Annotated in this window: 13 protein-coding genes; 11 read left to right on the top strand and 2 right to left on the bottom strand. The window is 68.4% G+C overall.

Annotation, left to right across the window (positions count from 1 at the left end):
• Positions 1-9: 9 nt before the first annotated feature.
• From J3476_RS02565 to J3476_RS02545, 5 genes are all read left to right on the top strand, one after another.
• Entirely contained in the window at positions 10-642 is a 633-nt protein-coding gene (locus J3476_RS02565; protein ID WP_207064987.1) for a TetR/AcrR family transcriptional regulator, read from the top strand.
• Positions 639-1,760 (top strand): alpha/beta hydrolase, encoded by a 1,122-nt coding sequence (locus J3476_RS02560; RefSeq protein WP_207064986.1) that lies wholly within the window; start codon positions 639-641, stop codon positions 1,758-1,760. The genes J3476_RS02565 and J3476_RS02560 overlap by 4 nt, the downstream gene beginning before the upstream one ends.
• Positions 1,754-2,704, top strand: a complete 951-nt coding sequence (locus tag J3476_RS02555) for a 2-hydroxyacid dehydrogenase (RefSeq protein ID WP_207065024.1) — start codon at positions 1,754-1,756, stop codon at positions 2,702-2,704. The genes J3476_RS02560 and J3476_RS02555 overlap by 7 nt, the downstream gene beginning before the upstream one ends.
• A 46-nt stretch (positions 2,705-2,750) precedes the next feature.
• A complete protein-coding gene (locus tag J3476_RS02550; RefSeq protein WP_207064985.1) occupies positions 2,751-4,955 on the top strand; it encodes an acyl-CoA dehydrogenase in 2,205 nt (734 codons plus the stop codon).
• Between the two features lie 125 nt (positions 4,956-5,080).
• Positions 5,081-5,410 carry a hypothetical protein gene (locus J3476_RS02545; protein WP_207064984.1) on the top strand — a complete coding sequence of 110 codons (330 nt, stop codon included), beginning with the start codon at positions 5,081-5,083 and terminating at the stop codon, positions 5,408-5,410.
• A 150-nt stretch (positions 5,411-5,560) separates the two neighbouring features.
• Here the strand turns inward: J3476_RS02545 and fadD2 are convergent, their stop codons facing one another.
• On the bottom strand, positions 5,561-7,261 hold the full coding sequence (gene fadD2 / locus J3476_RS02540; RefSeq protein WP_207064983.1) for a long-chain-fatty-acid--CoA ligase FadD2: 1,701 nt from the start codon (positions 7,259-7,261) through the stop codon (positions 5,561-5,563).
• A gap of 55 nt (positions 7,262-7,316) precedes the next feature.
• Here fadD2 and ligD point away from each other — a divergent pair, with 55 nt between their 5' ends.
• The 6 genes from ligD (at position 7,317) to J3476_RS02510 (ending at position 13,473) form a co-directional block, all read left to right on the top strand.
• Complete coding sequence (ligD, locus tag J3476_RS02535; protein ID WP_207064982.1) at positions 7,317-8,564, top strand: non-homologous end-joining DNA ligase; 1,248 nt, start codon at positions 7,317-7,319, stop codon at positions 8,562-8,564.
• Between the two features lie 161 nt (positions 8,565-8,725).
• Complete coding sequence (locus tag J3476_RS02530; protein WP_207064981.1) at positions 8,726-9,133, top strand: STAS domain-containing protein; 408 nt, start codon at positions 8,726-8,728, stop codon at positions 9,131-9,133.
• 137 nt (positions 9,134-9,270) lie between these two features.
• Positions 9,271-10,464 (top strand): acyl-CoA dehydrogenase family protein, encoded by a 1,194-nt coding sequence (locus J3476_RS02525; RefSeq protein ID WP_207064980.1) that lies wholly within the window; start codon positions 9,271-9,273, stop codon positions 10,462-10,464.
• On the top strand, positions 10,457-11,815 hold the full coding sequence (locus tag J3476_RS02520) for an acyl-CoA dehydrogenase family protein (RefSeq protein WP_373889012.1): 1,359 nt from the start codon (positions 10,457-10,459) through the stop codon (positions 11,813-11,815). Before J3476_RS02525 ends, J3476_RS02520 begins: the two co-directional genes overlap by 8 nt.
• A gap of 20 nt (positions 11,816-11,835) precedes the next feature.
• Entirely contained in the window at positions 11,836-12,051 is a 216-nt protein-coding gene (locus J3476_RS02515) for a hypothetical protein (RefSeq protein WP_239341995.1), read from the top strand.
• Positions 12,052-12,060: 9 nt separating this feature from the next.
• Positions 12,061-13,473: an NCS2 family permease gene (locus J3476_RS02510; protein WP_207064979.1), complete on the top strand. Its 1,413-nt coding sequence runs from the start codon at positions 12,061-12,063 to the stop codon at positions 13,471-13,473.
• Here the strand turns inward: J3476_RS02510 and J3476_RS02505 are convergent.
• Positions 13,431-14,099 carry a TetR/AcrR family transcriptional regulator gene (locus J3476_RS02505; protein WP_286182521.1) on the bottom strand — a complete coding sequence of 223 codons (669 nt, stop codon included), beginning with the start codon at positions 14,097-14,099 and terminating at the stop codon, positions 13,431-13,433. The genes J3476_RS02510 and J3476_RS02505 overlap by 43 nt on opposite strands.
• Between the last annotated feature and the right edge of the window lie 88 nt (positions 14,100-14,187).

Raw genomic sequence — 14,187 nt, 5'->3', positions numbered from 1 at the left:
GCTAGATACATGGGCACGGTGGCGCGGTCTCCGTTGCCGACAGCGCGCGGCCGCCAGACCCAGGCGGCGATCGACGACGCTGCGCGCAGGGTCATCGCCCGCAAGGGCATCCTGGCGGCCACGGTCGCCGACATCGCCGGCGAGGCCGGCCGCTCCACGGCGTCGTTCTACAACTACTACGACTCCAAGGAAGCGATGGTCCGCGAGTGGGCACTGCGCTTTCGCGACGAAGCCCGCGAACGCGCGCGGGCCGCGGCGGCACCCGGGCTGAGCAACCGGGAACGCTCCCGCCAGGCCGCGGCGGCGCACTGGCACACCTACCGCAACCGGCTCGCAGAGATCATCAGCGTGTCCCAGATGGCGATGATCAGCCCCGACTTCGCCGAGTACTGGAGCGAGATCTGCGCATTTCCCACCGAATTGATCGCGTCACTGGTCAAACAGGTTCAGGGACAGGGCTACTGCACGGGCAGTGACCCCCAGTTGATCGCCGTGGCACTGGTGTCGATGTTCAACCAGTTCTGTTATTCCCAACTGTCCGGCAACCGTGACGAGGCCAGCGTCGACGACGACGCCTGCATCACGACACTCGCCGAAATCTTCTACCGGACGATCTACCATCGGGAGTCGGGAGGACCATGACCACATCCACGGCTGTCACCCGCGAATTCGTCGGGCTGGACTCGACGACGGCGCACCGAGCCGGGTCGGGTGGACATCCCTGCCAGGGGCTCTACTACCGCCCCGAGGGACACCGTCCCACCGTGGCGATGATCGCGACGCATTACCAGATCGACTTCTCCGAGCACTATCTCGCCGAGTACCTGGCCGACCGCGGGTTCGGCTTCCTCGGGTGGAACACCCGTTTCCGCGGATTCGAAAGCAGCTTCCTGCTCGATCACGCGCTGGTCGACATCGGTGTCGGGGTGCGCTGGCTGCGTGAAGAGCAGGGCGTCGACACCATTGTCCTGCTGGGCAATTCGGGCGGCGGATCGCTGATGGCCGCCTATCAGGCGCACGCTGTCGCACACCACGTCACCCCGCTGGAAGGTATGCGCCCCGCGGCCGGGCTCGACGACCTGCCGCCAGCGGACGGCTATGTCGCCACGGCCGCGCATCCCGGCAGGCCCGACGTGCTCACGGCGTGGATGGACGCCTCGGTCACCGACGAGAACGACGCGGTTGCAACAGATCCCGACCTGGATCTGTTCGACGAACGCAACGCACCGCCGTACTCGGCCGACTTCGTCGCCCGCTACCGTGCCGCTCAGGTCGCGCGCAACGAAGCCATCACCGACTGGGCGCTGGCCGAGCTCGCCCGGATCCGCGCCGCCGGCTTCTCCGACCGGCCCTTCACGGTGATGCGCACCTGGGCCGACCCGCGGATGGTCGATGCCACGCTGGAGCCGACCAACCGGCAACCCAACATGTGTTACGCCGGGGTCCCGGCACGGGCGAACCGGTCCACCTACGGCATCGCATCGGCATGCACGTTGCGTAACTGGCTGGGCATGTGGAGCCTGCGCCATGCTCAGACCCGGGCCGAACCCCACCTCAGCCGCATCGCCTGCCCGGCACTGGTGATCAACGCCGAGCAGGACACCGGCGTGTTCCCCTCCGACGCCGAGCGCATCCACGATGCGCTCGCCAGCACCGACAAGACCGCCTGCAGCATCGACACCGACCACTACTTCACGACACCTGGCGCCCGTACCCAGCAGGCCGACACCATCGCCGAGTGGATCACCGCGCGATGGTGAGGGTGCTCGCCCACTTCGTGGCCGGCGAGAAGGTCACCGATTTCCTGTCCGCCCAGCGTGATTGGCTCGACGTGCGCTTCTGCGCCGAAGACGACGACGACACGTTCTACCGCGAGCTGTCCGACGCCGAGGTGCTGTGGCACGTGCTGCGGCCGGTGTCGGGTGCGGACCTGGCCCGGGCGCCACACCTGCGGCTGGTGCACAAACTCGGCGCGGGCGTGAACACCATCGACGTCGCGGCCGCCTCCGCCCGCGGAATCGCGGTGGCCAACATGCCCGGCGCGAACGCGCCGTCGGTCGCCGAGGGAACGGTGTTGCTGATGCTCGCCGCACTGCGCCGCCTGCCCGCCCTCGATCACGCCACCCGCACCGGGTCGGGCTGGCCGTCGGACCCCACCCTCGGTGAGACCGTCCGCGACATCGGCTCCTGCACCGTCGGACTGATCGGCTACGGCAACATCGCCCGACGGGTCGAGCGGATCGTCGTCGCCATGGGCGCCCGGGTGCTGCACACCAGCACCAGAGACGACGGCACGCCGGGGTGGCGCAGCCTGCCCGACCTGCTCGCCGAGAGCGACATCGTGTCGCTGCATCTGCCACTGACCGAGGCCACCACCGGGTTGCTCGGACGTGAGGCGTTGCGCCGGCTCAAGCCGGGCGCGGTGCTGGTGAACACCGCGCGCGGACCGATCGTCGACGAGGAAGCCCTGACCGACGCCCTGCGGTCGGGCCGGTTGGCGGCCGCCGGCCTGGACGTGTTCGCCGTGGAACCGGTGCCCGAGAACAATCCGCTGCTGAACCTGCCCAACGTCGTGCTCACCCCGCACGTCACCTGGTACACCGCCGACACGATGCGCCGCTACCTGGAGCTGGCCGTCGACAACTGCGTGCGGCTTCGTGACGGTCGCGACCTCGCCAACGTGGTGAACCAGGTGGCGGGGTAGTCTCGGCCCCAACCGACCGGTTAGTCAGCCCAACGGAGGGTTACGCATGCCCATCGCCATCCTGGAAGAGCACAACGACCTGGCCGACTCCGTGCGCTCGTACGTCGCACGCGTCGCACCCTCGGAGGTTCTGCACGAAGCCCTCGAGAGCCCGATCCCCAACCCGCCGCCCTACTGGAAGTCGGCGGCCGAACAAGGCCTGCAGGGCGTCCATCTCGCCGAATCGGTCGGCGGGCAGGGCTTCGGCATCCTGGAACTGGCCATCGTCGCCGCCGAGTTCGGCTACGGCGCCGTGCCCGGTCCGTTCGTGCCGTCGGCCATCGCCAGCGCACTGATCGCAGCCGACGATCCCGACGCCGCCGTACTCAACGGCCTGGCCTCCGGCGAGACGATCGCCACCTACGCGATCAGCTCGGCGCTGACCGCGACGCGGCACGGAGAAGGCCTGGTGATCCGCGGCGAAGCCCGCTCGGTGCCCGCCGCCGCGCAGGCCTCGGTGCTGGTTCTGCCGGTCGCGATCGAATCGGGCGAGGAGTGGGTGGTCCTCGACGCCGACCAGCTCGAGATCGAGCCGGTCGCCTCCGTCGACCCGCTGCGCCCCGTCGCGCACGTGCGCGCCAACGGCGTCGAAGTCACCGACGACCGCGTGCTGGCCAACCTGCCGCAGACGCTGGCCCGGGCCCTGATCACGACGTTGCTGTCGGCCGAGTGCATCGGCGTCGCGCGGTGGGCCACCGACACCGCCGCGGCCTACGCCAAGATCCGGGAACAATTCGGTCGCCCGATCGGCCAGTTCCAGGCCATCAAGCACAAGTGCGCCAACATGATCGCCGAAACCGAGCGCGCCACCGCCGCGGTGTGGGACGCCGCCCGCGCCATCGACGAGGAACGCGCGGGCAGTCAGGACGACGATGCGAAGGCCAGCGCCTTCGAGTTCGCCGCCGCCGTCGCCGCGACCCTCGCCCCCGTCGCCGCCCAGCACTGCGCCCAGGACTGCATCCAGGTCCACGGCGGCATCGGTTTCACCTGGGAGCACGACACCAACGTGTACTACCGGCGCGCCATCGTGCTGGCGGCGGCGTTCGGCCGCGCCGCCGACTACCCCCAGCAGGTGGTCGACACCGCCACGGCGACCGGCATGCGCTCCATCGACATCGACCTGGACCCCGACACGCTCAAGCTGCGCGAGGAGATCCGCGCCGAGGTGGCGGCACTGAAAGAGATTCCGAGAGAAGAACGCAACGCTGCCATCGCCGAGGGGGGCTGGGTGCAACCGCACCTGCCCGCACCGTGGGGACGGGCCGCCACCCCGATCGAGCAGATCATCATCGCCCAGGAGTTCTCCACCGGGCGGGTCAAGCGACCCCAGATGGGCATCGCGGCGTGGATCATCCCGTCGATCGTCGCCTACGGCACCGAAGCTCAGCAGCAGCAGTTCCTGCCGCCGACGTTCCGTGGCGAGATGATCTGGTGTCAGCTGTTTTCCGAGCCGGGCGCGGGCTCGGACCTGGCCAGCCTGACCACCAAGGCCACCAAGGTCGACGGCGGGTGGCGCATCACCGGTCAGAAGATCTGGACCACCGGCGCGCAGTTCTCGCAATGGGGTGCGCTGCTGGCCCGCACCGACCCGAGCGCACCCAAACATCAGGGCATCACCTACTTCCTGCTCGACATGAAGGCCGAGGGAGTCGAGGTCAAACCGCTGCGGGAGCTCACCGGCAACGCGATGTTCAACACCGTCTTCATCGACGACGTGTTCGTCCCCGACGACATGGTGCTCGGCGAGGTGGACCGCGGGTGGGAGGTCAGCCGCAACACGCTGACCAACGAGCGCGTGTCGATCGGCAGCAGCGAGCCGCCGTTCCTGGCCAGCCTCGACCAGTTCGTCGAGTTCGTCCGCGACGGCCACTTCGACCAGATCGAGCAGAACGAGGCCGGCCGGCTGATCGCCGAGGGGCACGCCGCCAAGCTGCTCAACATGCGCTCGACGCTGCTGACGCTCGCCGGCGGTGACCCGATGCCCGCCGCCGCCATCTCCAAGCTGTTGTCGATGAAGACCGGCCAGGGCTACGCCGAGTTCGGCGTGTCGTCGTTCGGCACCGATGCCGCCGTGGGTGACCAGAGCCAGCCGTCGGGCAAGTGGGCCGAATACCTGCTCGCGGGTCGCGCGACGACGATCTACGGCGGCACCTCCGAGGTGCAGCTCAACATCATCGCCGAACGCCTGCTCGGGCTGCCGCGCGATCCCTAGAGCGGGGGTCTCGGGCGCCGAGCCTGCGGGCCCTCGGGCGCCGAGCGTGCGGTCAGATCGTGGTTTCCTGAAGAATCGCGATCTGACCGCAGATTCGAGCTCCCGATCGGGGGTATCCGTGCGGTATGAGTACTGACCGCGACTTCGCTGAGAAGCGCTTGGACAAGCCCGGGTCCTTCCGGCCGGCGGCTCTGTACACGCTGGTGGTCATTGCGGTGGCCGGGTTGGCGCTCGCCTTCCACGCGTTCGGGGCCCGCGACTCGGTGTACGCCGCTTCGCTGGTGCCGGTGTTCCTGTTCGTCGGGGGTGTGGGCGCTTTCATCCAGACCTACCGCGTGTGGAAGGCCGGGGGTGGTTGGGCCGCCTGGCAAGGCTCCGGGTGGTTTCTGATGCTGGTGATGCTCATCTCGCTGGCCATCCCGGGGGCGGCGATGATGGCCGACGCCGTCAAGTAACACCACCTCTCCGAGGAGCGCCGGTGGCTGCACGCCCGCGCGCGGCGGGTCACGTGCGGCAGCGCACCCTCACCGAAGGCGAGCGCGCGTGGTCGGCCCGCGCGCGGGGTGTCTCGGTGCAGACACCCCGCTCGCGGTGCACGGCGCTGGCTACTCGGGCTGTTCGATGTCCATCTCGCGCAGCTCGCGCTTGAGGATCTTGCCGGTCGGATTACGGGGCAACTCCTCGATGAAGACCACTTCACGTGGGACCTTGTAGCGCGCCAGGTTCTCCCGGACGTAGGTCTTGATGGTGTCCTCGTCGATCGAGGAGCCCTCCACCTTCACCACGAAACAGCGCAGCCGATGGCCCCACTCCTTGTCCTCGACGCCGAGTGCGGTCGCCTCGACGACCTCGGGGTGACCGCTGACCAGATCCTCGATCTCGGCGGGGAACACGTTCTCGCCGCCGGAGACGATCATCTCGTCGTCACGGCCACTGACGTAGAGCAAGCCGTCCTCGTCGAAGTAGCCCACATCGCCGGACGACAGCAGGCCGTCGATGATCTGCTTGCCGCCGCCACCGGTGTAACCCTGGAACGGGAAGAAGTTGCCGACGAAGATCCGGCCCACCTCACCCTGCGGCAGCTCGTTGCCGTTGTCGTCGAGGATCTTGACCTTCATCCCCTTGACGACGGGCCCGACCGTGGCGGGATTCTTCGAAAGATCCTGTGGCCGTGCGATCGTCGCGTACGCCACTTCGGTCGAGCCGTACAGGTTGTAGACGACCGGGCCCAGCTCCTTGAGCGCCCTGGTGGCCAGTTCGGCGCCGAGCTGCGATCCGGAGACGAACACGATGCGCAGCGACGACAGGTCGGGCTTGGGGCTGGTCTTGTCGAGTTCGTCGAGCATGCGCGAGAGCATCACCGGCACGACCACGATCGCGGTGGCCCGGTGCTTCTCGATGTCGGCCAGCACCGTGGCCGGCTTGAACCGCCGGCGCAGCACCAGCGTCGACCCGAGCATCATCGCGATGGTGGCGTGCAGGAAGCCCAGCGCGTGGAACATCGGCGCCGGCAGCGAGGTCACCTCGTTGGCTTTGAACGGCACCGCCGACAGCACGCCGCCGATCGGCGCCAGTGACGGGGGCGCGCTGCGATTGGCGCCCTTGGGGGTACCGGTCGTGCCGCTGGTCAAGATGATGATCGACGAGTGCTTGGAGGCCTTGGGTGGCGGCGCACTGCCGGTGCGCGCGATCAGGTCCTCGAGGGTCTCGTCGGTACCGGACGGTTCGTCGGGCTTGTCCGGGTTGATGCCGAGCGCGCGCAGCTTGCCGAGTTCGGGCTCGGCGGCCTGCACCGCCTTGGTGTACTCGTCGTCATAGATGATGAGTTTGCCGCCCTCGCGCTCGGACACCTCCTTGATCTGCGGGCCGGAGAACTCGCTGTTGAGCAGGATGATGCGGGCGCCGGTCTTGGCGGCGCCGTACACCGACACCAGGAACCACCGGTGGTTGCGGGCCAGGATCGCCACGCCGTCACCACCCTTGATCCCCTTGGCGAGCAGGCCGTTGGCCACGGCGTTGGCGGCGTCGTCGAGTTCCTTGAACGTCATCTCACCGAAGTCGTCGATCACCGCGGCCGCGTTGGGTGTCCGTCGTGCATTGAGGGCCGGGATCATCCCGAACTCGCCCCACCGGCGGATATCGGCGACGAAGGCCGCGATGTCTTGCGGGGGCTCCAGTTTCAGCGCGCCGGCGGAGAACATCTTGCGGGCGTAGTGCAACTCGGCCGAACCACGCTCGAGGTATTTGCCGACCGTTTGCTGGGCCTTGGCGGCGGCCTGCGCGGAGATATCGCTGAGCTTCGACATGCGCCCACCCTATGTGACGACGGTCGCACCGCGGTCTGGAACATACGATGAAGGAATGCCTGCTCGCGAGACGTTCGAGATCGGTGGAGCGCAGGTGCCCATCACCCACCCCGACAAGGTGGTCTTCGACGAGATCGGGCTGACCAAGCTGGACCTGATGCAGTACTACGCGGCGGTGGCCGACGGGGCGCTGCGCGGTGTGCGGGACCGACCCATGATCCTCAAGCGATTCGTCAAGGGCATCGGACAGGAGGCCATCTTCCAGAAACGCGCGCCGGCGAACCGGCCCGACTTCGTCTCCGTTGCCGAACTCAAGTACGCGTCGGGCACGTCGGCCAAGGAGGCGGTGCTGCACGACGCCGCCGGGTTGATCTGGGCGGTGAACCTGGGCTGCGTGGACCTCAACCCGCACCCGGTGCGGGCCGACGACCTCGACCACCCCGACGAGTTGCGCGTCGACCTGGACCCGATGCCCGGGGTCGGCTGGCGGCAGATCCTCGACGTCGCGTTCGTCGCACGCGACGTGCTCGAAGATCACGGCCTGGTGGCCTGGCCCAAGACCTCCGGCTCACGCGGCTTCCACATCTATGCCGCCATCCAGCCCCGGTGGCCGTTCAAGATCGTTCGAACCGCCGCCGAAGCGGTCGCCCGCGAGGTCGAGCGCCGCGCGCCCGAATCGGCGACGGCGCGCTGGTGGAAGGAAGAGCGGCACGGCGTCTTCGTCGACTTCAACCAGAACGCCAAGGACCGCACGGTGGCCTCGGCCTACTCGGTGCGGGCGACCCCGGACGCGCGGGTGTCCACACCGCTGTTCTGGGACGAGGTCGCCGACTGCCGGCCCGAGACGTTCACGGTCTCCACCGTGCCGGAGCGCGTCGCCGAACTCGGTGACCCGTGGGAGGGCATGGCGGACACGGCCGGATCTCTCGATTCGCTGCTCGAACTCGCCGAGCGGCTGGGTCCGGCGGAGAAGGCGCCCAAGGGGGCGCGCCGCTCCACCGAGGGAGCCAAGGGTTCCCGCGTTTCCAGCATGCCGCTGATCGAGATCGCCCGGACCAAGACCAAGGACGAGGCGATGGCCGCGCTGCACCAGTGGCAGGACAAATATCCTCAGGTGGCCGAAAAGCTCGAGCCCGCAGACGTTCTCGTCGACGGGATGCGGGGGCCGAGCTCGATCTGGTACCGCATCCGGATCAATCTTCAGCATGTCGACGAGGACGCGCGCCCCGCGCAAGAGCCGCTGCTGGCCGACTACAACCCGTGGGCCAATTACACCGGTGCCCAACAGCAGCGGCGGGACTGAGCGTCGGCGTCAAGTTACCGGCGAGTTTGCTGACCGGGCCTGATCCCAGTTCTTAGCGATGTTTTAGTCATTACACCCAGCGGCCTTAGATTGCCTGGCTACCTTTCATTGGTGTAAGGGCCGACAGCGGCCGAGCAAGCACGGGATCGAGGGAGGCTGCAATGTACGGCAATCCGACGTTCGACTGCGACGGCGCCGGCATCCGGGCGCACTGCCGCCAATTGGCCACCGTCGTGACGATCACCGGCCAGTTGCGCGACACCAACGTCGAATGCGCCGGCGACCACACCGAACGCTTCATCATTCCCGAGAAGCCGTTCATCCTCGATCTCAGCGGCGTCACTTCCTTTACCCGGGAAGCGGTTTCACTGCTGTTCCGCATCGACGACCTGTGTGATGCCGCCGGCCTGGAGTGGTCACTGGTCGCCAGCCGCGCCGTCGAGCAGGTGCTACGTGAGCACGATGTCGAGTTCACCACCTCCGGATCGGTCCCCGAGGCGCTCAACCACTTCGCCGACGTGATGGTTGCCCGGCGCCAACTCCTCCCCCTCCTCACCAAGACCGCGTAAAGGACTGCTGTGTTAATCGATGTTCGGTGGCTCCGGTTCCTGCTTCAGCGTCGCCACAGGGCCGACCTGGACCACCTCGCGCTGACCGCAGGCTGATACCCCAGCCGACTTCATTCCGACCTGGCTAAGGTGCTCCTATGGGCACCGCAGCCGACGTTGATCTCGTCGCCGACGCCGCCGAGCGGGTCGTCGCCGAGCACGACCCCCGTTCCGTTTCGATCCCCGAGTTTCTCGGCGCCTGTTTCGACGCCGGCCTGTCGTGGGTGCACTTTCCCGCCGGATTCGGCGGCCTGGGTGTATCGCGCGGCCTCCAAGTGGTGGCGGACCGCATCCTGCAGAATGCCGGCGGCCCGGTGCCGCTGTCGCTGAATCCGATGGGTTACGGCATGGCCGCGCCCACGGTGCGCGAGCACGCCCAGACCGACGACGTGCGGCATCAGTTGCTGCGGCCGCTGGCCACCACCGAGGACATCTGGTGCCAGCTGTTCTCCGAACCCGGTGCCGGCTCGGATCTGGCCGGCCTGGCCACCTCGGCTGTCCAGGACGGCGACGAGTGGGTGGTCAACGGCCAGAAGGTGTGGACCAGCCTGGCGCACCGCGCCCGCTGGGGTCTGCTGTTGGCCCGCACCAACCCGGACGTCCCCAAGCACAAGGGACTGACGTACTTCGTGCTCGACATGCACGGTCCCGGTGTCCAGACCCGTCCGTTGCGGCAGATGACCGGCCACGCCGAGTTCAACGAGGTCTACATCACCGATGCCCGCATCCCCGACACCTTCCGCCTCGGCGGGGTCGGGGACGGCTGGCGGGTGGCGATGACGACGTTGATGAACGAACGCAGCGCGCTCGGCGGCAGCGGCAACCGGCGCGGCGCCGGCACGATCGGCGACGCGGTCGCGTTGTGGGCCTCCCGGCCGGACCTGCAGACACCCGTGCTGCGGGACCGGCTGACCAGTCTGTGGCTGCGCGCCGAGGCGCAACGGCTGACCTCGGAGCGTTCCCGGGTGTCGGCCAGCGTCGGCGGCCCCGGCCCCGAGGGGTCGGTCGGCAAGCTGGTCGGCGCCGAGTTGAACCAGCACATCTACGAGTTCTGCATGGATCTGCTCGGGCCCGAGGGCATCCTCTATGACGGCTATGGGACGAGCGGCGACGCCGACGCCGAGGACTGGCGCGGCCCGATTCAGCAGCGCTTCCTGCGCAGCCGCGCCAACACCATCGAAGGAGGCACGTCCGAGGTGATGCGCAACATCCTCGCCGAGCGGGTGCTGGGGCTGCCCGGTGACCTGCGGGCGGACGCGGGTATGCCGTGGAAGGAGGTGCCGCGTGGCTGAGGAGCTTGCGGATCAGCCCGACAAGACAGCTGAGGAGCTTGCGGATCAGCCCGACAAGACAGCTGAGGAGCTTGCGGATCAGCCCGACAAGACAGCTGAGGAGCTTGCGGATCAGCCCAAAGGCACAGCTGAGGAGCTTGCGGATCAGCCCAAAAGCACAGCTGAGGAGCTTGCGGGCATGAGCAGCGCCGAGTACGCGTTCAGCGAGGAGCAGGGGCAGCTGCGCGACGCCGTCGCCGCGTTCTGCGCCGAACACATCGACGAGAGCGCCGTCCGCGCTCAGATGGAATCCGATCCGCCGTTCGACGCGAAGGTGTGGGCGCGGCTGGGTTCTGAGCTGGGCGTGCTGGGACTGTCGGTGCCGGAATCGCGGGGCGGCGTCGGCGGCTCGTTGATCGACCAGGCCGTCGCTGTCGAGCAGTTGGGGGCGGCGCTCGCCTGTGGCCCGCTGTTCGGGACGGTCTACCTCGCCATCCCGGCGCTGGTCGCAGCGTCGGAGAGCCCGGAGAACACCGCGCTGCTGGAGCCGCTGACGGACGGCTCGCGCACCGCGGCGTTCGCCGTCACCGACACCGCCGGTGCGTTCGATCCGGCGGCCGTGCAGGTCGAAGCCGCACGCACACCCCAGGAGTGGGCTCTGACCGGCACCGTCGAGCGTGTCGTCGACGCCGGTGCTGCGGACATCCTGCTCGTCGCGGCCAACGGCCCCGACGGTCTCGGTCTGTTCGCGGTGGATGCCGACACCGCCGGAGTGCGGCGCACCGTGCGGAGCACGCTGGACCTCACCCGTCCGCAGGCCGACGTCGAGCTGCGTGACGCGCCCGCCCGACTGGTCGCCGGCCCCGAAGAGGCCGGGCGGGTCATCGGCCACGCCCTGCATGTCGGTTCGGCGTTACTGGCGGTCGAGCAGGTCGGCGCGGCCGCGCATCTGCTGGACCTCACTGTCCAGTACGCGAAGAGCCGCTTGCAGTTCGGCAGGCCGATCGGCTCGTTCCAGACGGTCAAGCATCGCCTGGCGGACGACCTCATCGCTCTCGAACACGCCAAGTCGACCGCCTACCATGCGATCTGGGCGTTGACCGACGGCAGCGACGATCCCGGTCTCGCGGTCGTTATCGCCGCGGCCACCTGTTCGGACGCACTCACCCGGATCGCCACCGACACCATCCAGGTGCACGGCGGCATCGGCTTCACCTGGGAGCACCAGGCTCACCTCTACTACAAGCGTGCCTACACCGACGCCGTGCTGCTGGGCGGTGCCGAGCAGCACCGCGACCGGATCGCGGCTTCCGTGCTCGACGGCCCGCCCGAGAAGAACCCGCCCCGCGTCGCCACCGGCGTTCCGACATGACCTGCAGGAGAGGACAACTCATGCGCTATCTGATAGCCACTGCGCTCACCGTCGCGGCCGCCGCCGTGCCGCTGGCGATTCACGCCGCCCCGGCGACGTCGATCGCGGGGTGCCCGCCCGGTGAGACCGGGGTGATCTACGGCTGCGCGCCGTTCTGCGTGCCGGGCAAATACCTCGACACCAGCACCGGTCTGTGCATGCCGGTGCCCCCGCCACCGCCCGCACCGCGGGGTTAGGCCGCCTCTGTGAAACCGCTGGATCGCTTCTTCGAGATCACAGCGCGCGGATCCACGCTCGGAACCGAGGTCCGCGGCGGTGTCGTCACGTTCATCGCGATGGCCTACATCATCGTGCTGAACCCGATCATCTTGTCGGGCTCGGCCGACGTCACCGGCAGTCGACTCGATTTCGCGCAGGTGTCGGCGACGACGTCGCTGGCTGCGGGTGTGATGACCATCCTGTTCGGGCTCATCGCGCGGTTGCCGTTCGCGTTCGCCGCCGGCCTGGGCATCAACTCGTTCCTGGCCACCACCGTCGTCGGCTCGGTCACGTGGGCCGAAGCGATGGGCTTGGTGGTCATCAACGGCCTGATCATCGTGCTGCTGGCAGTGACGGGTCTGCGGCGCTTGGTCTTCGACGCGGTGCCGATGCAGCTCAAACTGGCGATCACCGCGGGCATCGGGCTGTTCATCCTGTTCATCGGTCTCGTCGACGCCGGCTTCATCAGCTCGACGGGGCTGCCGTCGCCGCCGGTCGGCCTCGGCAGCGAAGGGCTCGGTTCCATCAGCACGATCCCGACGGTGGTCTTCGTCGTAACGCTGCTGTTCACCGCTGTCCTGGTCGCGCGGAGAGTGCGCGGCGGCATCCTCATCGGGCTGGTAAGCGGCACGGTGCTGGCGGCCGTCATCGAGGCGATCTGGCATCTGGGGCCGGCCACCGAGAAGCCCGGTGGGTGGAGCCTGTCGGTGCCCACGCTGTCCGGGTCGCCGTTCGCGCTGCCCGACCTGTCACTGGTCGGGGCGTTCAGCATGGACAGTTTCGCGCGCATCGGGGTGCTGTCGGCGGTGATGCTGGTGTTCACGCTGGTGTTCACCAACTTCTTCGACGCGATGGGCACCCTGACCGGCCTGTCCCGGGAGGCCGGGCTGGCCGACGAGCGGGGCACGTTCCCGCGGCTGCGCTCCGCGCTGCTCGTCGAGGGTGCCGGGGCGGTGGTCGGTGGCGCCACCTCGTCGTCGTCGAACACCGTGTTCATCGAGTCCGGTGCCGGCGTAGAGGAGGGCGCCCGCACCGGGTTGGCCAACCTGGTGACCGGCGTGCTGTTCCTGGCGGCGATGTTCGTCTCACCGCTGGCGTCGATCGTCCCGACCGAGGTGGCGGCGGCGGCGCTGGTGATCGTCGGGGTGCTGATGGCCGCGCAGTTGCGCCACATCGATCTCTCGGAGTTCACCGTGGCGCTGCCGGTGGTGCTGACCGTCACCGTCATGCCGTTCAGCTTCTCGATCGCCAACGGCATCGGCGTCGGGTTCATCTCCTGGGTCGTGATGCGCACGGCGACGGGCCGCGCGCGTGACGTCAGCCCGCTGCTGTGGGTCGTCGCGGCCGGGTTCGCCGTCTACTTCGCCCGTACACCGGTGGAGTCGCTGATCGGCGCGTGAGCGTTTCCCCACTCGACGGCCACCCCGGTGATCACCGACCTGAGCTGACACTCGATGTGGATGCGGGTGGCCGGTTCGCTCGCCCCGTTGGCGAAGCCGAACACCAGCCCACTCAGGTAGGTCAGCAGCACGGCGGCCTGCTCGCCGACCAGCTCCGGGTCGGGCGGGGACCCGCCGGACTGCAGACCGATGACGAGCCGCTCGGCCAGCGCCCGGTAGCTCTGGAACACATCCTGGAAGCCGGACGCCAGCTCGCTGTCGCGTCGGGCCAGCATGGTCAACTCCAGCCGGGCACGGGTGCGCGCCAGATGCGGCTCCTCGCGCAGCAGCAACATCTGCTCCGCGAGGATGCTCAACAGGGTTTCGGCGCCGGCCTCGTCGGCGAAGGCGCCGGTGAAGAATTCGATGTCGTAGTACACGATCTGGTCGGCGACACCGCGCAGCAACGCTGAGCGGGTGCGGTAGTAGAACGAGGTGGTGCCGTCGGGTACCTGTGCGCGGCGGTCCACCTTCTGGTGGGACAGCCCGCGCCCACCTTCTTCGGCCAGCAAGGCGATGGCGGCGTCACACAGTTGACGCCGCCGCTGCTCGGCGTTGGGTTTCCGTCTGGTCTCGACAGCTGTCAACTGTAGTCGTCCCGGGTCGCCGCCACAGTCCGAGCCTGGGCAGTGAACGGTGTTTCCGACGTCAGCCACTACGACCTCGAGGTCGATA

This window comes from Mycobacterium sp. PO1 (genome assembly GCF_017312405.1).
GTDB lineage: Bacteria > Actinomycetota > Actinomycetes > Mycobacteriales > Mycobacteriaceae > Mycobacterium.
Note: the sequence above shows the minus strand (reverse complement) of the source record. Positions and strands in the feature narration are given on the sequence as shown.